We start from the raw sequence: 22,698 nt of genomic DNA, 5'->3' as shown, positions 1-22,698 counted from the left end.
ATGCTCTCCGAACAGCTACAAGCCACCATCACCGATTGGATCGCCCACGATCCGGACTCGGCCACCGCCGCTGAGCTCTCCTCGCTTTACGACGAAGCCAAGGCCGCCAACCCCGATGCGATTGCCGAGCTGGAAAGCCGTTTCGCCGGGCCACTCGAATTCGGCACTGCAGGTCTTCGCGGTGTCGTTGCAGCTGGTCAGTCCCGCATGAACCGTGCCACGGTCATCCGTGCCACCGCTGGCCTGGTTGCGCATCTGAAGAACATTGTGGGCGACGACTTCACCGTGGTCATTGGTTGCGATGCCCGCCACGGCTCCGCCGATTTTCACCGCGATGCCGCCGCGGTTGTCGCCGCAGCCGGTGGCAAGGCCCTGGCTCTGCCACAGCAGCTGCCCACACCGGTGACCGCCTTTGCCGTGCGCCACCTCAATGCCGATGCCGGCATCATGGTCACGGCCAGCCACAATCCACCGAAGGACAACGGCTACAAGGTTTACCTCGGTGGCCGCGCGGTGGAGTCGGATTCCCGCCGAGGCGTCCAAATCATCGCGCCCCATGACAAGCAAATTGCGGACGCCATCGCCGCTGCTCCACCGGCTGATGAGGTCCCGCGTGACTTCGATGCCGTCGAGCAGGTTGGTCCTGAACTGCTGGATGCCTATGTGAAACGGGCGGCTGCGCTCGCAACGACGTCGTCAAGCGAAGAGAAGCAGGCAGCAAAGATTGTTCTCACCCCGATGCATGGTGTCGGTGGCGAGACCATCGTGCGCACACTGAACGCGGCAGGTTTCTCGAATGTCAGCGTGGTCGAAAAGCAGTTCGCGCCGGATCCGGAGTTCCCGACGGTATCGTTCCCGAACCCGGAGGAAGCCGGCGCGCTGGATCTTGCGTTTGAGCTGGCACGTGCCGAAGACGCGGATGTCATCATCGCGGCTGACCCGGATGCGGACCGCTGCTCGGTAGCTATTCCGGACAGCGGCGTCGATGGCGGCTGGCGACAGCTCTCCGGCGACGACATCGGTGCGTTTCTGGGTGAAGTCATCGCTGCGGATGCCGAGGCCCGTGGGATTGCGACCGTGACCAATGATGAGGGCGCAGAGTTTCCGGCCACAATGGCTAACTCGATTGTGTCCTCACGCCTGCTGGGCAAGATTGCCGCAGGTCACGGACTGAATTATCGCGCTACACTGACCGGCTTTAAGTGGATTGCTGGTGTGGACGGGCTCGTCTTCGGCTACGAGGAGGCCATTGGCTACTGCACTGACCCGGCAGTCGTGCGAGACAAGGACGGCGTATCTGCGGCGGTGCGTGTCGCCGACGCGGTGGCGCGACTGAAGGGCCAGGGTCTTGGCATCCAGGACCTTCTGGATGATGTCGCCCGTGCCCATGGTCTCTACAAGACCGCACCGTTGACCTTCCGTGTCGAGGACCGCTCGCTGATCACCAAGGGCATGGACACTCTGCGCGCCAACCCGCCTGCACAACTGGCTGGTTCGAAGGTCACGCAGGTCACGGACATGAATGATGGCCTAGACATGGTCGACGCCAAGGGCGAGAGCTATCACATCCCGCCTACTGACGGCATTCTCATCCTCACCGAGGCCAACGACCGCGTCATTGCCCGGCCTTCCGGCACGGAACCGAAGCTGAAGTGCTACCTGGAAGTCGTGCTGCCGGTCGCTTCGGCCGCGATTCCGCACGTGGCCGCGGCCGAGCGGCTCGACCAGATTAAGGCCGAACTCAAGGAAATCCTGGGGATGTAGCCACTAAGCAGCTAACCAATAGGCAGCTACCAGCTACACCTCGCAACAAACTGGGGTGCGCATGAACAAAACGGCCGAAAAATGGCCGTGGGGTTTCACGCGCACCCCAGTTTCGCATGTGCAGCCCGGAGTCTTGGGCCGGCTCACAAGTTACTGACTAGGTTTATGACAAAAACAAGCAGAAATTAGTGCCGAAACTGACATAAACTTAGGCAGTTTCTCGATGGTCACAACCTCATTTGAAGCTCACCACCTCATTTCGGGTCTAGCTAAACCCGTCCTTGCCGCATTTTGCGCAAGACATGCGTCTCCTAACATGCTTTACAGTTTTCCCAGTAATACAATAAAAGCCGTTAACCGTGTCCCCAGGGGATGGAACACCATTCGCTACGCGGGTTGGGCTCATCACAGGGGGAACACTTCCTCCTCGTGATTGGTACGTCCAGCATGTCGCATAACGAGTTCCCCAGCTCAGACCCCAACTACAATTCGAATCCTTCCACCGGTTCTTTCGGCCCCGTGTACCCGAACCAGGCACCTCAACCCCAACCACAGCCGCAGCCCCAATTCGCTGCGCAGCCGGCACCAACTTTCGCTTACGCAGCCCCGGCGTATCCGCAGCAAAGATCAGGTACTTCCGGCGCAATGATTGCGCTCATTTCAGTGCTGGTCGTGGTCCTGCTGGGCCTGGTTGGCGCGGTACTTTATGTCACCCTGAGTAAAGATGACTCGGTAACTGCGGCCGACACACAGACGGCTGCCACTACACAGGCCGCTGCCGATGCTTCGAGCCAGCCCAACCCACCGGTCACACAGACTGAGACCGTGGTTGTTCAAGATTCGAGTGGCTCATCCGGTAATTCGGGCTCGTCTCGCTCATCGGGCCTGGCTGGCGGCAACCTCTCCAGCGCATGGAAGGGCACGTCCTCAACGAGCGATCCGTTCGTTCGAAATGTACACAGCGCCTACGTCCGCTATCGCAATTCCACTGGTGCGGAATCCGGCACCATCACGGCCTACAGCCCAACGACTGGCCTGACCTACAACATGTGGTGCCGTCCTGCTGGCGGCAACATCAAGTGCACGGGCGGCCGTAACGCAGTGGTGTACATCGGCTAACGCATACCGCCCACCGCCACGGTCACAGCACTCCAGTCCGCGACCTACGCCACTGCGTCGTCTAGGCCGCCAGCTAGGTCGTGGAAAATGGCCCGGTTGAGACGAAATGCCTTTTTCGCCTCGTCAACCACGGCATCTTTGTCGGCATCCGAAATGCCCAGCTCAGACAGACTCTGTCGGTAGCCGTCGCGGTAGGGCTTAATTTTTCCGATCGCGGAGAAGTCATAGAATCGGGTTCCCTCCGCACCGATGCCGTAATGCTTGGCCAGCATGGACGCAATCACCTGACCACCAGAAAGATCGCCCAGGTAGCGAACGTAATGGTGTGCCAATGCGGCGTTGGCGTTACCGTTGCTTTCGATTTCACGAAGCTCGGCCACGTAGTTCTTTGTCGCCTCCACAGGCGAGATCTTTTCCCGCCAGTCGGGCCCCACCAAATGCTCAAGGTCGGCTGCCAGCGCTTCCAGGCGCTCCAGCTGCGTATCGTAGACCGCGCTGACCTGCGGCGACTCCGCAGTGGACCGCACTGCCTGCTCTAACGCCTCGTACACAAAGTAGAGCTGACCAGTTAAATCGATGGCCGCCTGCGCATTCAGTTCACCCGCAAGCAGCCTCGACATGAAGTCGGAGTTCTCCGCTTCACTGTGGACACCCGCAGTCTCCACTTTGAGTCGATCTGCCAGGGGCTGAGCAGCCAGCTTGTCACCTTCTTTAATCGTGTTTTCAACCATGGTTTTCTTCTTTCTCTGTGAGGTTCGGAGACTGGGGTGAGAGATTGTGGCTCGCGCGCTGAGGCACCAGCACGGAGTTGCCCGCGGAGTCCTGAAGCACTTCCACACCGATGCCGTAGACTTCGCTGACGGTCTGTGCATCCAGGGTTTCCGCAGGCGGGCCTTGCTTTACGACGCGCCCCTGCGCCACCACCACAACGTGATCGGCATACGCCGCTGCGGCGGACAAATCGTGCAGGACCACGACCACGGCTTTGCCCGCCGCCGCGCGGGCGCGCATCATTCCCATGATTTTTTCGGCGTGGTGGAGGTCCAGGGCCGCGGTCGGTTCGTCGAGAAGCACGACGGGAGTGTCCTGGTAGAACACGCGGGCGCTGTGGACGCGGGCGCGCTCGCCGCCGGAGAGGGTCGGGACTTCCCGGTCAAGGAGGTGCGCGACGTCGCATTCGGTGATGACTTCCTCGAGCAGCTCTTCGTTCGGGCCGCCCCAGGGGTTGCGTCCGAAGTCGATGACTTCGCGGCTGGTGAATGGCACGGACAGTTCTTGGCTCTGTACCAGGACGGCGCGGTAGCGGGCCAGGTCGGCGATGGAGAGCTCGGTAATGGAGTGCTCGCCGATCCGGACGTCGCCGCCGCTCAGCTCATGGTCGCCGGAAAGCGCTGCGAGCAGTGTCGACTTTCCAGCACCATTCGGGCCGACCAGCGCGGTGACTTTTCCGGGCTCGGCGACCACGGAAATATCGTTGAGAATGCGGTGACCGTCCAGGGTGATGCTGACATTTTCGGCAGAAATACCCAGGCCAGAGTGAATTTCCATTAGTGCACCGCCCTCTTCGAACGCAGGAGCAGCCAGAAGAACAGTGGTCCACCGACGATCGAGGTGAGCATTCCCAGCGGCAGGTCCGCACCGGTGATCATGGTGCGGGCCGCGAGGTCGGCCAGCGTTGTGGCTAGCGCGCCGCCGAGGATGCATGCGGGAATCAGCGTGCGATGCGCTGGTCCCAGCAGCAGTCGTGCAGCGTGCGGCACGACCAGGCCGATGAAGACGATGATGCCGGAAAATGCCACTCCAGCCGCCACGACCAGGGACGTGCCAAAAATGATGGCGCGACGCAGCGTGACGACGTTAATACCCAGGTGGCGGGCTTGCGCTTCACCAAGACTCAGAATGTCCAGCTTGCGGTAGCTGACCCACATGGCAATTACGGCCGGAACTGTCACCAGCGTAATGATGACAACCTGCGTCCAGGTGGCGCTGGCAAACGAGCCCATCTGCCAGAACACAATGCGGTCGCGGGCAGCTGTGGAGGCTACGAATGTCAGGAGCGACACCAGACCACCGCAGATGGAGTTCACAGCCACACCGACCAGAATGATTCGGGCGATATCGCGGCCACCGTGCGCATTGGCGGCCACAATAGCCGTGGCTACCGCGCCACCGATAAAAGCTGAGACCGCAATGGCCCAGCTGCTGGCGAAGACACTCAACACTCCGCCGAGCACTCCGGAAAGCCCGGCGGCGGTGCCCAAAACTGTGGCGGTGGCAGCGCCGACCGCGGCGCCGGAGGAAACGCCGATGAGGCCGGGTTCGGCAAGCGGGTTGCCGAACACCGCTTGCAGCGCCACACCCGCGAGGGCTAGTCCCGCACCAACGAGGCAGGCCAGCGCGATGCGCGGCAATCGCACTTGCCACAGCACGGTGTCGATGGGCTCTGGCGCGTCACCGAGACCGCCATTGAACACTAGCCTCACCATTGAGCTCAGTGATTCGCCGATGGTGGCGCCGAACTGCCCCACGGAGGCCGACCAACCTATTGCCAGCACAAGCGCTAGGGCGAGCCCAATGAAAACGGCCGCCTGTCTGAACGGACTAGTTTTGTTCGCGGTTGTCTGCATTGCTCAGCCAGTCACTTCCCCGCAGTCTTGTCAGCGCTCACACGAGAGCCTGCACCAGCGCCATCACCTGCACCATCACCAGCACCGCCACCGTAGAGAGCATCCGCAATGGCGCGAATCGCACGCGGCGACTGCGAGTCAAAGGACAGCAGCTGCGAATCGGGCACGTCCACAACGGACTCATTCTGGCCCGCCGGGGTCTGTGCGATGCCCGGGATTTCCTTCAAGCCTTCAATCCCGCCGACGGACTCCAGGCCACCAGACATAACCAGGATGGTGTCTGGAGCCGCAGCGATGAGCGACTCTGGCGTAATCGGCGTGAACGCACCCTCAATACCCACGCCCTCACCGGCATCGACACCGCCGAGACGAGTGATCAGAGAACGCCCACCAGAATCCGGTCCCGCAATCATGGCCACACCGGTTCCGCGCACGTAGAGAATCATCATCTTGCGGCCATCGGCCTTGGCCTGCGCGTACTCGGTCGCAGCCGCCAGCTCCTTGTCCAGGTGCTCCTTCACCGGGCCAACTTGGTCAGCCAGGCCGACTGCGCCCGCGACTTCGTCGATAAGCGTGTTGATCGTCTCGGGAGTGCGCTCGTCCGACACATGGACGACGGTGATCCCCGCTTTTTCAAACGTGTCGAAGACACGGCTAGGGCCAATCGTGCCATCGGTAATGATGAGCTCCGGCTTTAGCTTCATCACCGACTCAGCATTGACTGCATGCCCGCCGATGGTGAGGTTCGGCAAATCCTTTACCGCCGGGAAATCGGAGGTGGAGTCGCGCCCCACCAGACGGTCTCCGAGGCCAAGCGTGTAGACCGCTCGGCTGAGTGCTCCCGCCCGGTCAAGCGTGAGAATACGCTGGTAGTCCTTATCTTCTGCCGGCTTCGGGTCTTTCAGCAGCACTTCGGGGTTTTCCGAAGGTAGGTTCGCATGCGCGGCACCGTGAGCGGAAATGTTGTCGGCGCGCGGAACCGTCGTCACGCCAGCGCTTGACGACGATGCCCCCTCCCTCGCGGCATCATCGGAACCACAGGCGACTAGTCCTGCGACTAGGACAACACTCAGCAGTGTTCCGGCAAGGCTGCGAACGCGACAGGCAGGCACGGTGAACATATTCCCCCTCTGTGAGCTGACGCTGCACGGAGATAGACGACAAAAAGATTGACTAAATAACGACTAACACTAGTAACAAAGAGCTTAGAAAGGACTTTGCTCTACTCACCCAAAGAATCTTAGGCTATCTTTTAGTTCTAGGTTAGCCTACCCTTAAATAAAGATAGTAATTTCTACAGTTTTTCGGAAGGACGTTACCTCCTATGACTACTCGTACACTCCAGCGTCGCGCGGCTTTCCTGGCTATTCCGGCCGTCGCCGCACTTCCACTTCTCGCCGCCTGTGGCGCAGATGACGCGGACAATGCCGCGCAGGATGCTGCCAACGCTTCGGAAACCACCAGCTCCGCTGCAGATCAAGAAACCGACGCCAGCGCCGGCGAAGTAACCATGGAGGCCGAGCCGGTCAACGACCTCTCCGAGGGCGATGTCATCTCCGTCGACCTGTCTGGTCTCGACCCCGACTACGGCTACTACGCCGCACTCTGCGCCGCCGAGAAGGCTCCAGGCAACCCCGTCCCGGACTGCACCGGCGACCGCAGTGCCGGCACCCAGTCGCAGCAGTGGATTACCAAGAAGTCCGGCGGCACCACCACCATCGCCGACGACAACACCGCACACTTTGAGCTCAGCGTCGTGCCCAGCGGCGAGGCCGTGGACTGCACCCAGCAGGACTGCGTGCTGAAGCTCTTCGGTGACCACAGCGAGGGCTTCGAGGACATCACCGAGATCCCGGTTGCTTTCGCAAAGTAGCCAAACCGCACACGCGCAGGCGTCGCAGTCCTAGGCTAAGAGCCATGGAAACCGACCAGCCTGCGACTGCTTTAGAAGCGGCACCGCGCCGCATCACACTCCTGCCCGGCGACGGCATCGGCCCTGAAATCACCGATGCCTGCCGAGGACTCATCGCCGATGTCTTCCCGCACTGGGAGCTGACAGAGGCACAAATTGGCTGGTCCCAGTGGTGCGCGCACGGCAATCCCGTCCCGCAGGAAACTTGGGAAACACTCGGACGCAGCGACGCCGCTCTGCTCGCGGCGATTACCTCCAAGCCCGCTCGCGAGGCTGAGGAAGAACTAGCACCGCATCTGCGCGATACCGGCCTGACCTACCGCTCCCCTGTTCTCCAGCTGCGCCAGCGCCTCGACCTCTTCGCCAACATCCGCCCGGTCACCCTGCCCGGCGCGGCTGCCGACTTCACCATCGTCCGCGAAAACACCGAGGGTCTCTACAGTCACGACTATCTCCTCCCGCCTTACGACACCCCGACCGACTCCCCGCACCACCACCTGTGGGCAGAGGTGGCAGAGGACTCGACGGTGGCTCGCGCCGTCGATAAGCGTGGCGACGTTGCGATTTCTTTGCGCGTGACGACGTCCTTTGCGTGGCACCGCCTTGCGCGACAGGCGGCCAAGTTGGCTCTCGCGCGCCAGGCGGCAAACCCCGATTCGGAGGCCACGCCGACGGTGACGGTGGCGGACAAGCCGAATATCCTGCGGGACTCTGCGCGTGTGATTCGCGGGGCAGTTGAAGAAGTGGCGGAGGAGTATTCGCAGGTCGCATTCGATTTTGCCAATGCGGATGCCGTGGCAATGCAGCTGGTGACCGACCCGGCGCGCTTTGATGTCATCATCGCGGAAAACCTCATCGGCGACATTCTCAGTGACATCGGTGCCGGTTTGATTGGCGGGCTGGGGCTGGCGGCATCGGCGAATGTTGGCGACGACTTTGCGGTTTTCGAGCCGGTGCACGGTTCGGCACCGGACATTGCCGGGCGCGGCATCGCCAACCCGGCTGCGTTTTTGCTCTCTGCGGCAATGTGCGCGGAGCACCTTGGGCATCCGACCTCGGAACTTGCGCCCGCAGCCAAGCTGCGCGAGGCCGTCTACGCCGCCAAGTGCACCGCGCCGACGCCAGACCTCGGCGGCACCGCGACTACCAGCGAGTTTGTGACTGCAGTGCGGGCGGAGCTGGGGTTGTAGGCATTGACTCGATTACGAAGCGCAATTAAAGTGGTTGCTATCAATCCCAGCCGTTGACCCTCCGCCGATAAGGAGAGCGCCGATGACTGGGATTACTCATAGGGGGAGGGCCAAGAAATATGAGTAGAAACAGATATAGTGCTGCGCGAGCTGTGCCTTTACGCGAGATCACTACAGCAGTGCTTGTTGATGGTGGCTTTTACCGCAAACGTGCGGCAACACTGTTTGGTCATAAGACCGCAGAGGATCGCGCTGATGAACTGGTCAAGTACTGCCATCGCCATATACGTGAATCGCGCGCTGGACTGTACCGAATCTTTTACTACGACTGCCCACCGTCACAGCGGGTTGTTTATCACCCATTGCTCCAGCAGCAAGTCAACCTTGGTAAAAGTGAACTTTTTACCTGGACCAATGACTTCTTCGCTGCATTGGCTAAAAAACGAAGACGATCCTTTACACGTTAACTACACCGGAAAACAGGACCCTGAGGACGACGAAGAAGAGCTCTAGCTCCTACTGGAACTGGCTGAGGTCAATGCCTTCCAGTGGGTCCGACTCGCGGATATCTTCTTCCGGTGGCAGCGGCACCTCGCAGAGCACAACTGCCGCACCACATGGATCCTGCACAGTTGCCAGCGGACCGAACTCGGTAGCCTGCGGGGCAACGAGCACGGAACCGCCCAGTTCCTCAGCCTTGGCGACAGCGGTGTCGATGTTCTCCACGCCAAGGTAGGCCAGCCAGCCAACGAAGCTCTTATCTGCCGCATCGGTCTGTGCAGCAACCGAGCTGGCTACCAAGCCAGCGAACGGCGCCCCGTCTTCCATCGCAACTGCGAAAGTGCCGTGCTCATTCTTGTTGCGCACTGCGATTTCCCAGCCAAAGAAGTTGTGGTAGAAGTCCGCGACCTGCTCAAAGGTCTCCTCCGGGCCTGCGACCAGCTCGAACCACACCGGGGTGCCGGGCTCGCCCGCTGCGATAAAGGCCTGCTCACCCGGCTGTTCCAGCAGCCCAATGAGGCCACCGGCGGGGTCGGAAACGACGGCCATCGTGGATCCGTCGACAAGCGGGGTCGGTTCCTGGAAGACCTCGGCGCCGAGCTCACGCGCCTTCTCGACGGCACCAGCGGCGGAGTCGACATGGAAATTCACGCGCCACTGGTTGACGAAGGCATCCTCAGCGTCCTTATCGGCCTCAAGCAGCACCGACACCGGCATTCCGGACAGCATGGCAACGCGGCGACCAGCGGATGCCTCGCGGGCATCCTCATGGATTGGCGCGGTATTGCGATAAGCCCACCCAAGAACGCCGCGGTAGAAGCGCTCGGTCTTACGCGGTGCGGCGGAGAGCAGATCTACGCGCAGGGGCATGCCAAATTCGGCGGGAAATGCGGGCATGAGTTACAAGTTCCTCCACTTTTCAGGATCAAAGTCATCGTCGGCGGTGGCCTCATCAAAGTAGTCATCATCGACTTCATCGGCGGTGGCCACGCGTGCCGACATACCGGCAACAGAGACGACGTCCCCTGGACGCAGCACCTTGCCACGGCGAGTGTCGACCTCACCGTTCACGCTGACCTGGCCCTCGGCAATGAGTTCCTTGGCCAGACCGCCCGTTTCCACCAGGTTTGCCAACTTCAGGAATTGCCCGAGACGGATGGACTCATCCCGGATTGCGACATCGATAGGCTCCATGTCCTTAAGTGTGTCATACCCGGTGAAAATGGTCGGAGCTTGGTTCGGGTCTGGTTCGGGTTTGGAGGCTTGGGAGACCTGGACGCCACCCCATTTAAACTTCTATTTCAATAAAAACCTCGAACCGCGACGCGGATGAGGCAGCACACCCTAACATCGTTCTCATGTCTAATTCACGGTCTCCGAAGTGGCCCCGGATCGCCAGCGAAGCGCCACCTCGCCCTCCGCTACGCCATGTTATCGCCGCCTCGGTAGCCGTGAGCCTGCCGCTGATGACCCTGGCACTCATCTCAACTTCTGTCTCTGACCTGCTATTTCTGCCTCCTATTGGCGCTGCCATGGCGCTTATTGTCGGTGCGCCCAACTTGCCTCTGGCTCAGCCACGAAATGTCGTGGTCGGACACCTCATCGGCTGCACGACTGGCATCGCAATTCTGCACATGTTGGGTTCGACCATCATTGCTGCAGCGGTTGCCGCCGGCGTCGCCTTCGCGCTCATGCTTCTTGCTCGCGCGGCGCACTCCCCTGCCACCGCTACCGCTATGGTCACTGTGCTGATGCCACACGGTCATGGGCTCGCCAACGATTTCCGCTTCATAGGCTTCATTTTCGCTTCGTCGATCATGATCGTGATGCTTGGCATCCTCGCAAATCGACTGCGCGGCCTCCGCTATCCCACATACTGGTGGTAGGTGGATTCGGGGTCACGCACTCCGGCTGAATACGGCTATCAGTGGGATAATGACACTCATGCCAAAGCAGTGGATTAACAACACGACGACCGAAAAGATTGTCATCGTCGGCGCTGGTGGTTTTGGGCGAAACGTGGTCAGCTTCATCAAGGACATCAACGACTACGCAGCAGCCAACGGCCTACCACCGCAGTGGGAAATCCTAGGCATTATTGATGATGGCACCCCAGATATGACCTTTTTCCACAAAATGGGTGTGCAACTCTTGGGCAAAACCGAAATCCTCGCGGACTTACCCGAGGGGGTCTACTACACAGTCGCAATCGGCAGCGGCGCTGCTCGACGTTCGATTGCGCAACGCGCAGATACCGAAGGGCTCGTGCCTGCGACTCTGGTCCACCCAGACACCAGCATTGGCGCGCTGGTCTCGCTCGGCGAGGGCACGGTCATCTGCCCCGGAGCGCGCCTGACCTGCAATATTGAGGTAGGCAAGCACGCCCAAATCAATATGAATGTCACGATTGGCCACGATGCGGTGCTGCGGGACTACTGCACAATCTTCCCGCTCAATGCCGTGTCGGGCTTTGTCACGCTTGGCGAGGCCTGCACGCTAGGAGCCAACTCCGTAATCAACCCCGGCCTCACCGTTGGCGAGGGAGCGTACATCGGATCCGGAGCCGCAGTTACTAGCGATGTCGATGACTACACCGTTGTCGCCGGTGTTCCTGCAAGTGTGATTAAGAACCTGCGCTAGCCGAGACGTCCTTCTCCGCCGAATTCTCATCCGACGAACCGGTGAACTCGGTCATGGTCACTTGCCCTTCTTCCGAGATCCCTTCACGCTTGAGCACCACCAATATTGTGTCGAGCAGGATCTTTGCATCGAGCAGTAGCGACCAATTATCCACGTACTGCACGTCGTACTCGAAACGTTCTTCCCAGGTGATGCCATTGCGGCCCGAGACCTGGGCAAGCCCCGTAATTCCCGGTGGCACCTCATGGCGGCGTGCCTGGCGCGGCGAATAGCGCTCTAGGTACTTCATGCGCAGCGGGCGCGGGCCAACGAGGCTCATGTCGCCACGCAGAACGTTAAAGAGCTCCGGGAGTTCGTCCAAGCTTGTGGACCGAAGGAATTTTCCCACCTCGGTGAGGCGGGACGCATCGTCGACAAGCCCCTTTGCCGGATTGACGTGGTGCATCGTCCGAAACTTGAGGATATTAAACGGCTCACCATCCTGCCCCGGACGTTCCTGGCGGAATAGGACTGGCTTTCCCATGGAAAGTCGCACTGCCAGAGCCGTAGCGCCCATAACTGGCGACAGCACAATCAAGCCCGCTGCAGATGCCGCGATGTCGACGCCACGCTTAATTACCCGTTGCGCGCGGATGCTCAGTGAATCCATTGGTCATCTCCTACTTTTCGTTGAACATTTCGCGCAGAAGCTTTTCGGCACGCGCATCGACTTCCTCATTGGAACGGTTCCTGACCAGCCAACCAACCGCACCCACTACACCGGCCGCGGCAAACGACGCTGCCGCAACGCGCAGCTTCCTGTTGTCATTCTTGTTGTCAGGCGCACTTTGCTTGACGACGGCCACCGCTGGCTCCGGCTCCGGCACAACCGGCCCCGCGGTATCGGTGACCATGACTGGTTCGGGCTCGGCTGCGGGTTCTGGTTGCGGCTCCAGCTCTGGTTCTGCCGATGCTGCGTCCTTGCGCCGTAGGCTCAGCATCGCAAATGCTGCTGCAAAGCCAAATAGCCATAGCGAACGGGAATCGTAGTAGTAGCCGGAAAAAACCTGTGCCACAAGAACCGAGAATGCCACGGCTGCGGTCAGACCAGCTTGAAGAAACTTGAATAGGTGGCGACAGGCGATTGCCAACACAACCAGCACAATCACAAACAGACCGATACCTATGACACCCGCTTCAGATCCGACTGTGTAGAAGATATTGTGCGGATGCTCCAGTGGACGTGAAGACCTCGGTGTCGACAGCACAACGAAGCTATGCAGGCCTCCACCAAAGATGCGGTGTTCACTCATGATTCGGAAAGCTTCATCATGGAGATAACCGCGTCCGGAATCATGTTCTTTTTCGAAGGTCAATTGGATAAAGCGCGTCTTAAAGTATTCTTCAATCTCGGTACCTGCGATGAACCGCGAGTATCCGTACGCGACCGCTGCGGCGACTGCGACGTAAAAAACAGTCGCCCACTTCCAACCCCAGTGAAAAAACACAGCTATTGCGGTAAAGAGGACTACCACGGTGGTAGCAACCAGTACACCGCGGCTTCCCGACGCAACGAGACCGTAAGCAAATGGTGCAGCAAACAAGAGAACTGCCCACATGAACTTACGCCACAGCATGAAAAACACAGCTGCCGCGATGCCGTACAGCATGAAACGGGCAAAGACATTCGGTCCACCGCCGAACGCCGTCATGCGCCCGACATATTTCGGACCAGTAATGCCACCGTAGAGAAAAATAAGCGAGCAAATGGCTACTGCTAACCACAGCCATACCAGTGCCTGAGGATGCAAATAGAACAGTATTGCTGACATCGTGGCGATGAGCCCAAGCGTTATCAACGCAGTAACGACAGGAGCAACTTCGGCAGCTTCGGGGGCCCACAGTCCGGACAGCATCATCCAGAACAACCAGGCATAGAAAGCCACTAATGCCCACACGGCCATCGGCCACTGCTTTACATTGCCAGCGCCTTTCATCGCATTCAGCCAACTCTGGCGCTGCGCTTCTGGGGTGCCGAAGGCGGTAAGGATTGCAACAACCACCAAAATCGGCAATGCAAGAGAGAGATCAGGAAGCGCCGAAGAGACGTCCTTCATCGTCGTGTCGCCAACGTAGAGGACACCAGCAAACATTCCTGCGGCCACCACAATAAACAGCGACTGCAGTATTGGTTTTCGCTGTTTTACAGTTTCTCCAGCTACCTCTGTAGGAGTCATCCCAGCACTTCCTTCAAAACACCTATCACCCGCGCGACGTCGTCATCGTCCAGCGCCGGACCACTAGGAAGAGTAATGCCGCGGGAGAAAAGATTCTCAGCGGTGCCGTTGATGCTGGCTCGTGCGCCCTCGTATACCGGCTGCAGGTGCATCGGCTTCCACAGGTGACGAGCCTCAATGCTGGCCTCACCAAGTGCTGCAATCACGCTGTCCGGGGTCAGCACACCCTTATCGACGGCCTCCTGCGGCAGCACAATTGAGGTCAACCAGCAGTTCTCGGTGAAACGCTCGTCGGAGTCAGAGAGCAAGCGGGTACCTTTACCAGGGGCATCGTCGTCAAGCGAGGCGAGCAAATCTAGGTATGCATCGCGAATCTGGCGGCGGCGAGCAATCATGCCGTCCAGACGCGAGTGCTGCGCCCGCCCCAGTGCGGCGAGCAGATTGGACAGGCGGTAGTTGTAGCCGATTTCGGTGTGCTCGTACCAAGCGACGGGCTGACGCGCCTGGGTGGACAGGTAGCGCGCGCGAGCGATGAGATCGGCATCATCGGACAGCAGCATGCCACCGCCGGAGGTGGTCATGATTTTGTTGCCGTTGAAAGACAGCGCGGCGGCACGGCCGAAACTGCCGGCCGGCTGACCATGGACGCTGGCACCGAGCGCCTCGGCGGCGTCCTCGATGAGCGCGATGCCGAGTTCTTCCAGGCGTGGCGCGAAGGCCGGGTAATCGGCGCAGCGGCCAAAGAGGTCCACAATCATCACGGCGGGAACGCTCTTGCCCTCGGCAAGCAGCTCATCGACGGTGCGGAGCAGCAGCTCAGGGTCGATGTTTCCGTCCTCTGCGGCATCGACGAACACCGGCGTAGCACCAACGTAAGCAATGGCGTTGGTCGTGGCCGCGAAGGTCATGGTGGAAACCGGAATGTAGTCACCTTCACCGATCCCCAGCGCGAGCAGCGCCAAGTGCAGGCCAGCGGTGCCGGAAGACAGCGCGAGCGCGTGCTCAACACCGCAGCGCTTGGCAATCTCCGCTTCAAACGCGTCTACCTCGGGTCCCAACGGAGCCACCCAACCAGAGTGGAGTGCGCGAACGACAGCCTGTTCTTCTGCTTCGGTGACTGTCGCGAGCGAAAGAAAGATCCGCTCATTGGGCTTGTTAGCGTCAGCGTTAGTCATTACTTCTGCACCTTTCGGACGCGGTTGAGTACCTCGATGAGCTGGGAGTACAGGCTGTCACGGGCAAAACGCTTCTCACCCAGTTCGCGATTTCGCTGTCCCGCTGCGCGCATCTCATCGCGGTCGGAGATGATCTCAGCGAATCGCTTGGCCGCGGTCGGAATATCGCGCGAGAGACGCCAACCGGCATCGTGCTCGGTTGCGGCTTCCTCCAGCCAGCCACCGTGGTTGAACACCACCGGACGCGATGCGGCCATGGCATCGAAGACCTTGTTCAGGGAATTGCCCTCCAGGCAGGGGTCATCACGCAGCGGCGATAGCGCGATATCGGCGGCAGACACGTACTTGGCGACATCTTCCTTCGGCTGACGGCCGAGGAACATCGCATCGGCATCGAGGCCAGCGTTCTCAGCGCGCTGGTACAACGCATCCGAGTCGCTTCCCTGCCCCAGCAGGACAAAGCGCACATTCTCCACGCCATCACGACGCAGCTGCGCCGCCAAATCCACAAGCCACTCCAGCTGGTAGGACATGCCAAAACCACCAGCGTAGACCGCCACCACGTCATCGCCCCAGCCCTGCTCCTTACGGAAAGCTGCACGCTGCTCGACCGGGACATCAAAACGCTCAAAGTCCGACGCATTCGGAATGACAGTCACGCACTTCTTCGGAGCTACCTCTTTGACGCCATCGGCCATCGACGGCGACAGCGCCACGACCTCGCTCGATGCCGCATAAAATGCCTTCTCCAGTTGCTTGGCCAGGAAAATCGCCACCGGATTATTGAGGTAGCCCAACTTGATTGGCACCTCTGGCCACAGGTCACGGATCTCCGCCACCAACGGCGCACGCTGGGTAAACTTCGCCACAATTCCCGGAACCGCCACAGTCAGCGGAGTCGAGGACGCGTAAATCACGTCGGCAGGCACACGGGCAGCAACCGCGGAGGCGCGCACCAGGAAGTTGAAGAAACTGACGATGCGCTCGCGCTTCGACATTTCATTGCGGTACGGAATCGCTAAACGACGCACGTGGATGCCATCGACCGTTTTATCCATGGCCTCATCGCGACCACAGATCATTGTCACCTCGTGGCCTGCAGCGGCCATTCGGCGGGCAAACTCGTAGGGTCGGGAACCACCCGGCTCACCGGGGAGAACAAAGTGCTGGTGGATATAAGTGATTCGCATTGTTTAGCTTTCCTCGATTACGTCGACGGGAAGTTCTTCGTTGGTGGTTGATGGATTTTTCGGGCCTCTGCTCGGCTGCATCAACGCCACTGCGGCAACAACGGCTGCTGCAAAGTAGACAACTGCGCTGGTCCACGCGAGACCGAGGGCGTCTCCGAGAAGAATGCCAATCGGGTAACAAATGACAGCGATAACGGCGGAAATGAGCTCCACTCGGCCAATTCGACGGGGATTGTCGCTGCCGAGAATTTCACCGCACAGGTGTCGGTAGCAGCCGAGCACCACGGCCGCGATAGTCAGTGGCAGCACCAACTCCCGAGCAGGCTCAAACTCATGGCCGAATACCGGCACGATGAGGAAGTAGAGTGCCATACCACCGAGCGCACCAAGCGCGCCGTACGCTGCAGTGACTATGCCAAGGTGTCGGAGCACACGAGACGGGGTGAGTTCGCGCCCCCTCTGGTCGCTGGTGCGCTGATCGGCGACTGACTGCGCGATCCAATACAGCGGTTCCGTCGCCGTCGCCACGACTACGAAAAGACCTAACGACGCCGGCGAGGCCAGCGCCGGCAGTAAAACGCGCCCCAAGCGTGTCGTCGTCAGCGGCCCCAGCCCCGATGCGATGAATGGGGCATTTGTTCGAGCCGTCTCTACCACTCCGCCAACACGAGAATCGGTGTGTTTGCGTGACTTCGCTAGCGACCAGATTGCCAGTGGCAGTGCCGGGAAGATATAGGCCGCAGCCCACCAGCGCCAGTCTTCGACTCCGGCGACATATAGTGCAGCGCTAATCAGCAGTACTGAGCCCTGGAAGCCGACGAATACTGCGACGAAGAAGGACACTCGATGGCGGCTGATAGCCATCGCACGAACCATGGAAAATGACACGGTAACCAAGGCGACGACGCCGGCCATTGCCGTCCACGGTCCGTAGACGACTCCTGCGATGGCGCAGGCAATCAGAGCGACCACGGTCATGGCGTAACCACTCGGAATGAGACCGTGGTCGTAATCATCGCGGCGCAGCAAAAGCCGATCGGCCCCAAAGCCGACGAATGGCGCCACAATATAGGCGAACTGCAAAACGGTAGCGACCTCGCCTCGACCGGCGGGCCCCAGCACTCGCGCGGAAAGAATACTGACCACAAAGGCGACGACTGCGGCGAGCGCTGAAGCTGCCGAAATCGTCGCAACTGTTCGAACTCTTTGCGCCAGCTGCCCGGAGTTAGAGGAGCTGGTAGTTGTCACGGTGGGGAGTCATCCTAACTTTTTTGCTTTCGCACTAACGGTTGCAAGTGATTGTGCACCGGTGGGATGCGCCTCAATACTGCTTTGCGCCCCACCGTGCTCTGCAAGCCAACGACGTGCAGCATCGTGATTATGTGTGCACGGGAGAATCCGCGAATTCAGCCGTTCCGGCTCAACACGTACCTCAGTGATTAGCGGATGACGATCACCGATCTTGGGAACCTCGCGGTCATCAACCAAATCCTCGGAGATCTTCTCACCGTCACGAAGACCCGTGTAGACAATCTCTACGTCTGCGTCATGGAGCCTGATCAGGTTCTCCGCCAGCTCAGCAATCTTGACCGGCTTACCCATCTCCAGCACCAGAGTCTCACCGGATTCTGCAATAACGGTAGCCTGCAGCACCAGCTGCGATGCCTCCGGAATGGTCATGAAGTAGCGCTGAACGTCAGGATGCGTCACCGTCACCGGGCCGCCCTCTTCAATCTGACGCTGGAAAGTCGTAATGACCGAGCCGCGCGAGCCAAACACGTTACCGAAGCGGACAGATGCCCAGACACCTTCGTGAGTTTTCCCCATGTGCGCAGTCAGACGTTCCGCAGCGCGCTTGGATTCACCCAGAATCGAGGCCGGGTTCGCAGCCTTGTCCGTGGAAATATTAATAACGGTTGAAACGTTGGCCGCAGCCGCTGCATCCAGGACGTTCTGAGTTCCGATGACATTGGTTTGCACTGCTTCTGCGGGATAGCTCTCCAGCAGCGGCAGGTGCTTGAGAGCTGCAGCATGGTAGACAACATCGGGCTTGCGCTCGGTGAAGATCTGCGTCAGCATTTCCGCGTCACGGATATCAGCCAGGACGGTATCGGAGCCGTCGAGAAGCGCCGAACCCGTCAGCGACAGCTGCGTGGCATGCAAGCCGCCCTCATCGCGATCCAGCATGATCAGTTCTGCCGGCTCAAAGCGGTGAACCTGTCGGCAGATTTCGGAACCGATAGAACCTCCAGCGCCGGTGACCAGCACCTTCTTACCGCGGATTATGGAAGCGACCTTGGATTCATCCAGGTGCAGAGGCTGACGGCCAATGAGGTCGGCGATGTTAATTTCGCGCACCTGCGAGGTAGCGACAGCACCACGGTGGCGCGAGTACTCTTCCACCGGCGGCAGAATGAGCAGGCGCAGGGACGATTCCTCACAAATGTGGTTGAGGACGTTGATGCACTCAGTGGACAGTGGCTCATCAGTAGCAATGATGACCGACTGCGCCGAAGTGCGCGATGCGAGCTCACCCAGCTGATCAATTCCACGAATCACGCGGAGACCATGGATACGAGAAATATGGCTCTCGCTGCTTTCTTTGGGATCGACGATTCCAACCAGGTGGAAGCGGTTCTCACGGGAGATACCGGAATCCGTAAGACTGTTAATAAAGAACTTGGCGCGACGGCCTGCACCGAGAACAATCAAGCGATCATCCGTCTGACGGGAGCCAAAGTTGTTGGTAATCCAGCGAGCGAGAGTGCGGGTATAGATACTTGCCAAAGTTGCGACACAGCCACCGGCGAACGGAACGTACCACGCAATTTCCGGGAAGGTCTTCAGGATTTGAGCCAAGCCAGTGGCTGCGGTAGCACCGCCCATGCTGATGCTCAGCAGAACAATATCTTCAGTTCGACTGCCGGGCCATACGCGTTGCGGGTTGGTGTACTCCCCGAGCAGCAGGCCGAGCAGGACGATGACGGCCACGGCGACAGCGACAACCAAAAAATTAGTGCCTGATATTTCAGAGAAAGATACCAATTCACCGCGGACGATTCCGTTAGCGGCGGACAGCGCAATCAGCCAGGCGAGTACGTCAAATACGCACCAGGCGAGCTGCTTCCAGTCTCGGATAAACATTCTTATGCCTTTTACTGCTGGTTAAATTTTCTTACGCACAATGCGTTCCACAGGCTTGGCATACTATGCGATATGAACTACATTTACAGCCCCCTACTACAAAGGGCTACCCCATCGTTCGGGTAGCCAAAAAGCCACCTTTACCACTCATCATTCTCCCTGGTAAAACAACGTTTCACCAACTGTTTACTGAAGCTTCAATCTGTTTACATTCATCTAACTAGCTGTACAAACTAGCTTCTAACGTAACCACTTCCTGACGATTGCAATTAATGCACAATCACCTCTTTATTGAGATGTTTATTCAAGGAAGTATTTGCGTGAATACTCAAACAATCGTTTTTGACAAAAGGGTTACACTTCCCCGTGAGCACATCATCAACGCGTCGGGCACGCGCTTTCATCACCCGGAAGCCCTTCCTTACTACCCTGATGCTGATTCAAAACCGGATGGGTCAGACACAGAAGACCACACAGTTCTGGCAGGCCCACAAAAACGGCGAAGACCCGACCAAATAAAAGCACTCTTACATGCGCCCATATTAAATGCGCACCCAGTATGCGTATTATTGATATATGTCGTCGCACGCCACACCAGAACCCCAATCCCCCACAACCAAACCGCCTACTAAGCCTGGCAAGAAGCGCCGCATGTCCTGGCATCGCAAGGCCGGTATGCCAGTGCGCTGGTGGTTCGCCTCCATCATTGTGGCAGCACTCATTCACCCTTTCGTCGCCGATGGCCGTTGGCTGTTGGTGCATCTCTTTACCCTCGGCGCCGTCACCAACTCCATCCTCATCTGGGGCCGCCACTTCACCGAAAAGCTACTGAAAATCGACGTGCCCGTTGGCAATCGGAAGATTCAGTTGGCAAATATTTACCTGCTCAACGTAGGTATTGTCGCGACGGTCGTCGGCAAGCTCGGTGACTGGTGGCCAGTGACCACCGTCGGCGCGGCGGTCGTCGGCGTCGCCGTCGCATGGCATGCGTTTTCCCTCGGACGCGACCTGGTAGCGAAGCGCGATCGGCCATTCGCCATCTCCGTTGCACACTACGTCGCGTCGGCATGCCTACTGCCCATCGGCGCTGCACTCGGCGCCATCCTCGCATCTCCTAAGGGCAAAGCGCTTCACGACGATCTCCTATTGGCACACGAAACCGTCAACCTCATTGGCTTCCTCGGGCTCGCGGCCTGCGGCACGCTCATCACCATGTTCCCAGCGCTGTGGCGAACCCGGATGTCGCCGCATTCCCGCCCGAAGCTGGCACTAGCAGTACAGCTCATAGGTATCGCAATTACCGCGATCGGTGCACTGACCAGCTTCAACTGGTTGGACTCCGTCGGCCTTGGCATTATCACTATCGGCTGGGTCATAGCCGCCATCCCGTGGGCACACAACGTCATGACTGTCGCTAAAGACCCGCGCGACCGCCTCAGCTACCCGGCGTTGTCTGCTGCAGCTGCAGTCGTCTGGCTAATCGGCACACTCGCAGTCGCCACAGTCAAGGCGCTTGACGACGGCTTCGTAATCTCATCCCTCACGCTGCCGCTGGTAATCGGTTTCGGCGCCCAGTTGCTTATCGGCATGATGAGCCAACTCTTGCCCGCCACCATCGGCGGAGGTGCTGGCCCAGTCTCTGCCGGTATGAAGGAACTTGACCGCGCGGGCGCATTTCGCTGGTCGACCATCAATATTGGTCTGGCACTGTGGCTGATGCCGCTGCCTTCCTGGACCAAAGTGGCGGTCTCCGCAATGGTCTCCCTTGCCTTGGTGTCTTATCTGCCACTTGTCGGCCGTGCCGCGAAGGCTCAGATTGGTGCGTTAAGAGAGAGTCAGAAGGCACGGGCCAACAAGGAAGCAACGCGGAACCCGGTCGAACTGCACGCAACTGCACGTCGACTCGGTGCTCAAACTACCGCTGCTCTGGCTGTATTGGGCCTGGTAGTAACCGTCGGCGTTGCGCTGAGCGGTGGCGGTGGCGGTACGGGAAGCATTGAAACCACCAGCGATGTTGCGCCCACCGGAGAAACCGTCGAGGTGACGGTTACTGCCAACGATATGACCTATACCCCGAACGTTATAGAGGCGAACCCCGGCGACCGACTGGTCATCACCATGGTCAACGCTGATTCCCAGGTCCACGATCTGCGCTTGGCCACCGGCGAGGACACCGGACGTGTCGCCCCTGGCAACTCCGCCACCATTGAAGTGCCGGTTGTTCCCGGTGACATTGACGGCTGGTGCACCATTGCTGGTCACCGCCAGATGGGCATGACGCTCACGGTCAATGCAGGTGGCTCGAATCATTCACACCGCACCGGGAACAGCGGCCACTCCGACCACGCAACGCCAGGCGCACTCGGGAATGTCGGCGAACAGCCCGGTCCGGACTCCCCCACCATCAATCCAATGTTGACGCCCGCCGAGGACGCCACGGTTCACCACGTCACGCTGCGAGCCAGCGAGTTCACCGGCTACGCTGCCCCTGGCGTCGAGCAGCAGCATTGGGTATTCAACGGCAAACCGCTGGGGCCAACTTTGCGCGGCAAGGTGGGCGACGAGTTCGTCGTCACGCTCATTAATGACGGCACCATGAGTCACTCCATCGACTTTCACGCCGGCATTGTTTCGCCGGACGAGCCAATGCGCGACATCGCCCCTGGTGAGAAGCTTGAGTACCGCTTCCGTGCTGACCGCGCGGGCATCTGGATGTACCACTGCGCAACCATGCCCATGTCCATGCACATCGCTGCCGGTATGCACGGTGCCGTCATCATCGACCCACCGAATCTCACTGATGTTGACCACGAGGTTCTTCTGGTGCAGTCGGAAAGCTACTGGGGCGAGGACAGCCCCGACGCCGACAAGACCATGGCCGAGGACCCCGATATCTACAAGTTCAACGGCTACCCCGACCAGTATCTCACCCACCCAATTCGCATTCGCGCAGGTGAGACGGTACGTTTCTGGGTACTTGCCGCCGGCCCCAACAAGGGCACGAGCTTCCATATCGTCGGCACGCAGTTCCATCGCGTGTACAAGGAGGGCGCGCTTTTGCTTGACGACGGCGTGGGCGGTGCCCAAGCCCTTGACCTCGGTGCCGCGCAGGGTGGTTATGTTGAGGCCGAATTCCCGGAGCCAGGCACGTACCGCTTTGTCGACCACCAGATGGTGCATGCCGAAATGGGGGCACGCGGCAACATAGTGGTGAACTAAA

General features: G+C 59.5%; 19 protein-coding genes and 1 pseudogene. 8 read left to right on the top strand and 12 right to left on the bottom strand.

From position 1 onward, the window contains the following. Both EGX79_00650 and EGX79_00645 read left to right on the top strand, forming a co-directional pair. Entirely contained in the window at positions 1–1,764 is a 1,764-nt protein-coding gene (locus tag EGX79_00650) for a phospho-sugar mutase (GenBank protein ID AYX80826.1), read from the top strand. A 372-nt stretch (positions 1,765–2,136) separates the two neighbouring features. Continuing rightward, positions 2,137–2,883, top strand: coding sequence for a hypothetical protein (locus EGX79_00645; GenBank protein AYX80825.1), 747 nt, complete (start codon positions 2,137–2,139; stop codon positions 2,881–2,883). Positions 2,884–2,927: 44 nt separating this feature from the next. Here EGX79_00645 and EGX79_00640 read toward each other — a convergent pair whose 3' ends face one another. Genes EGX79_00640 through EGX79_00625 form a run of 4 tightly spaced genes read right to left on the bottom strand, consistent with a single transcriptional unit; the run spans position 2,928 to position 6,631 of the window. Beyond that, positions 2,928–3,614 (bottom strand): biliverdin-producing heme oxygenase, encoded by a 687-nt coding sequence (locus EGX79_00640; GenBank protein AYX80824.1) that lies wholly within the window; start codon positions 3,612–3,614, stop codon positions 2,928–2,930. Next, positions 3,607–4,431 (bottom strand): heme ABC transporter ATP-binding protein, encoded by an 825-nt coding sequence (locus EGX79_00635; protein AYX80823.1) that lies wholly within the window; start codon positions 4,429–4,431, stop codon positions 3,607–3,609. The genes EGX79_00640 and EGX79_00635 overlap by 8 nt, the downstream gene beginning before the upstream one ends. After that, complete coding sequence (locus EGX79_00630; protein ID AYX80822.1) at positions 4,431–5,510, bottom strand: iron ABC transporter permease; 1,080 nt, start codon at positions 5,508–5,510, stop codon at positions 4,431–4,433. The genes EGX79_00635 and EGX79_00630 overlap by 1 nt, the downstream gene beginning before the upstream one ends. Positions 5,511–5,521: 11 nt before the next feature. Beyond that, positions 5,522–6,631: an iron ABC transporter substrate-binding protein gene (locus EGX79_00625; GenBank protein AYX80821.1), complete on the bottom strand. Its 1,110-nt coding sequence runs from the start codon at positions 6,629–6,631 to the stop codon at positions 5,522–5,524. A 203-nt stretch (positions 6,632–6,834) separates the two neighbouring features. On the opposite strand from EGX79_00625, the gene EGX79_00620 reads away from it, so the two are divergent. The 3 genes and pseudogenes from EGX79_00620 to EGX79_00610 all read left to right on the top strand — a co-directional run bounded on the left by EGX79_00620 (position 6,835) and on the right by EGX79_00610 (position 9,061). Beyond that, positions 6,835–7,383, top strand: coding sequence for a thiamine biosynthesis protein (locus EGX79_00620; GenBank protein ID AYX80820.1), 549 nt, complete (start codon positions 6,835–6,837; stop codon positions 7,381–7,383). A gap of 44 nt (positions 7,384–7,427) precedes the next feature. After that, positions 7,428–8,612 carry an isocitrate/isopropylmalate dehydrogenase family protein gene (locus EGX79_00615; protein ID AYX80819.1) on the top strand — a complete coding sequence of 395 codons (1,185 nt, stop codon included), beginning with the start codon at positions 7,428–7,430 and terminating at the stop codon, positions 8,610–8,612. A 119-nt stretch (positions 8,613–8,731) separates the two neighbouring features. Then, positions 8,732–9,061: pseudogene (locus tag EGX79_00610) on the top strand (NYN domain-containing protein). Between the two features lie 67 nt (positions 9,062–9,128). On the opposite strand, the gene EGX79_00605 reads toward EGX79_00610, so the two are convergent. Beyond that, positions 9,129–10,010, bottom strand: coding sequence for a bleomycin resistance protein (locus EGX79_00605; GenBank protein ID AYX80818.1), 882 nt, complete (start codon positions 10,008–10,010; stop codon positions 9,129–9,131). A 3-nt stretch (positions 10,011–10,013) separates the two neighbouring features. Continuing rightward, positions 10,014–10,307 (bottom strand): RNA-binding S4 domain-containing protein, encoded by a 294-nt coding sequence (locus tag EGX79_00600; protein ID AYX80817.1) that lies wholly within the window; start codon positions 10,305–10,307, stop codon positions 10,014–10,016. A 164-nt stretch (positions 10,308–10,471) separates the two neighbouring features. Here EGX79_00600 and EGX79_00595 point away from each other — a divergent pair, with 164 nt between their 5' ends. After that, a complete protein-coding gene (locus EGX79_00595; GenBank protein ID AYX80816.1) occupies positions 10,472–10,999 on the top strand; it encodes an HPP family protein in 528 nt (175 codons plus the stop codon). 58 nt (positions 11,000–11,057) lie between these two features. Next, positions 11,058–11,753, top strand: a complete 696-nt coding sequence (locus EGX79_00590; protein ID AYX82661.1) for a sugar O-acyltransferase — start codon at positions 11,058–11,060, stop codon at positions 11,751–11,753. On the opposite strand, the gene EGX79_00585 is transcribed toward EGX79_00590, so the two are convergent. The 6 genes from EGX79_00585 to EGX79_00560 are packed head-to-tail and all read right to left on the bottom strand — an operon-like array spanning position 11,737 to position 19,478. Beyond that, on the bottom strand, positions 11,737–12,402 hold the full coding sequence (locus EGX79_00585; GenBank protein AYX80815.1) for a sugar transferase: 666 nt from the start codon (positions 12,400–12,402) through the stop codon (positions 11,737–11,739). The genes EGX79_00590 and EGX79_00585 overlap by 17 nt on opposite strands. A 10-nt stretch (positions 12,403–12,412) precedes the next feature. Further along, on the bottom strand, positions 12,413–13,969 hold the full coding sequence (locus tag EGX79_00580) for an O-antigen ligase family protein (GenBank protein AYX80814.1): 1,557 nt from the start codon (positions 13,967–13,969) through the stop codon (positions 12,413–12,415). Beyond that, the gene (locus EGX79_00575) at positions 13,966–15,144 is read right to left on the bottom strand and encodes a DegT/DnrJ/EryC1/StrS aminotransferase family protein (GenBank protein AYX80813.1); all 1,179 of its coding nucleotides are present in this window, start codon (positions 15,142–15,144) and stop codon (positions 13,966–13,968) included. The genes EGX79_00580 and EGX79_00575 overlap by 4 nt, the downstream gene beginning before the upstream one ends. Next, positions 15,144–16,334 carry a glycosyltransferase WbuB gene (locus EGX79_00570; GenBank protein AYX80812.1) on the bottom strand — a complete coding sequence of 397 codons (1,191 nt, stop codon included), beginning with the start codon at positions 16,332–16,334 and terminating at the stop codon, positions 15,144–15,146. The genes EGX79_00575 and EGX79_00570 overlap by 1 nt, the downstream gene beginning before the upstream one ends. A gap of 3 nt (positions 16,335–16,337) precedes the next feature. Then, positions 16,338–17,582: a hypothetical protein gene (locus EGX79_00565; GenBank protein AYX80811.1), complete on the bottom strand. Its 1,245-nt coding sequence runs from the start codon at positions 17,580–17,582 to the stop codon at positions 16,338–16,340. Positions 17,583–17,591: 9 nt separating this feature from the next. Then, positions 17,592–19,478 carry a polysaccharide biosynthesis protein gene (locus EGX79_00560; protein AYX80810.1) on the bottom strand — a complete coding sequence of 629 codons (1,887 nt, stop codon included), beginning with the start codon at positions 19,476–19,478 and terminating at the stop codon, positions 17,592–17,594. A 576-nt stretch (positions 19,479–20,054) separates the two neighbouring features. Between EGX79_00560 and EGX79_00555 the strand changes: the two genes are divergently transcribed. Next, positions 20,055–22,697, top strand: coding sequence for a nitrite reductase (locus EGX79_00555; GenBank protein AYX80809.1), 2,643 nt, complete (start codon positions 20,055–20,057; stop codon positions 22,695–22,697). Position 22,698 lies beyond the last annotated feature (1 nt).

This window comes from Corynebacterium jeikeium, from assembly GCA_003955985.1.
Lineage (GTDB): Bacteria > Actinomycetota > Actinomycetes > Mycobacteriales > Mycobacteriaceae > Corynebacterium > Corynebacterium jeikeium_D.
This window is presented reverse-complemented; position numbering and strand designations above follow the sequence as displayed.

Excerpts from the sequence above, each read along its gene's own strand:
- EGX79_00650 (AYX80826.1), top strand. The coding sequence starts at position 1 with ATGCTCTCCGAACAGCTACAAGCCACCATCACCGATTGGATCGCCCAC.
- EGX79_00645 (AYX80825.1), top strand. The coding sequence starts at position 2,137 with ATGGAACACCATTCGCTACGCGGGTTGGGCTCATCACAGGGGGAACAC.
- EGX79_00640 (AYX80824.1), bottom strand. The coding sequence starts at position 3,614 with ATGGTTGAAAACACGATTAAAGAAGGTGACAAGCTGGCTGCTCAGCCC.
- EGX79_00635 (AYX80823.1), bottom strand. The coding sequence starts at position 4,431 with ATGGAAATTCACTCTGGCCTGGGTATTTCTGCCGAAAATGTCAGCATC.
- EGX79_00630 (AYX80822.1), bottom strand. The coding sequence starts at position 5,510 with ATGCAGACAACCGCGAACAAAACTAGTCCGTTCAGACAGGCGGCCGTT.
- EGX79_00625 (AYX80821.1), bottom strand. The coding sequence starts at position 6,631 with ATGTTCACCGTGCCTGCCTGTCGCGTTCGCAGCCTTGCCGGAACACTG.
- EGX79_00620 (AYX80820.1), top strand. The coding sequence starts at position 6,835 with ATGACTACTCGTACACTCCAGCGTCGCGCGGCTTTCCTGGCTATTCCG.
- EGX79_00615 (AYX80819.1), top strand. The coding sequence starts at position 7,428 with ATGGAAACCGACCAGCCTGCGACTGCTTTAGAAGCGGCACCGCGCCGC.
- EGX79_00605 (AYX80818.1), bottom strand. The coding sequence starts at position 10,010 with ATGCCCGCATTTCCCGCCGAATTTGGCATGCCCCTGCGCGTAGATCTG.
- EGX79_00600 (AYX80817.1), bottom strand. The coding sequence starts at position 10,307 with ATGGAGCCTATCGATGTCGCAATCCGGGATGAGTCCATCCGTCTCGGG.
- EGX79_00595 (AYX80816.1), top strand. The coding sequence starts at position 10,472 with ATGTCTAATTCACGGTCTCCGAAGTGGCCCCGGATCGCCAGCGAAGCG.
- EGX79_00590 (AYX82661.1), top strand. The coding sequence starts at position 11,058 with ATGCCAAAGCAGTGGATTAACAACACGACGACCGAAAAGATTGTCATC.
- EGX79_00585 (AYX80815.1), bottom strand. The coding sequence starts at position 12,402 with ATGGATTCACTGAGCATCCGCGCGCAACGGGTAATTAAGCGTGGCGTC.
- EGX79_00580 (AYX80814.1), bottom strand. The coding sequence starts at position 13,969 with ATGACTCCTACAGAGGTAGCTGGAGAAACTGTAAAACAGCGAAAACCA.
- EGX79_00575 (AYX80813.1), bottom strand. The coding sequence starts at position 15,144 with ATGACTAACGCTGACGCTAACAAGCCCAATGAGCGGATCTTTCTTTCG.
- EGX79_00570 (AYX80812.1), bottom strand. The coding sequence starts at position 16,334 with ATGCGAATCACTTATATCCACCAGCACTTTGTTCTCCCCGGTGAGCCG.
- EGX79_00560 (AYX80810.1), bottom strand. The coding sequence starts at position 19,478 with ATGTTTATCCGAGACTGGAAGCAGCTCGCCTGGTGCGTATTTGACGTA.
- EGX79_00555 (AYX80809.1), top strand. The coding sequence starts at position 20,055 with ATGTCGTCGCACGCCACACCAGAACCCCAATCCCCCACAACCAAACCG.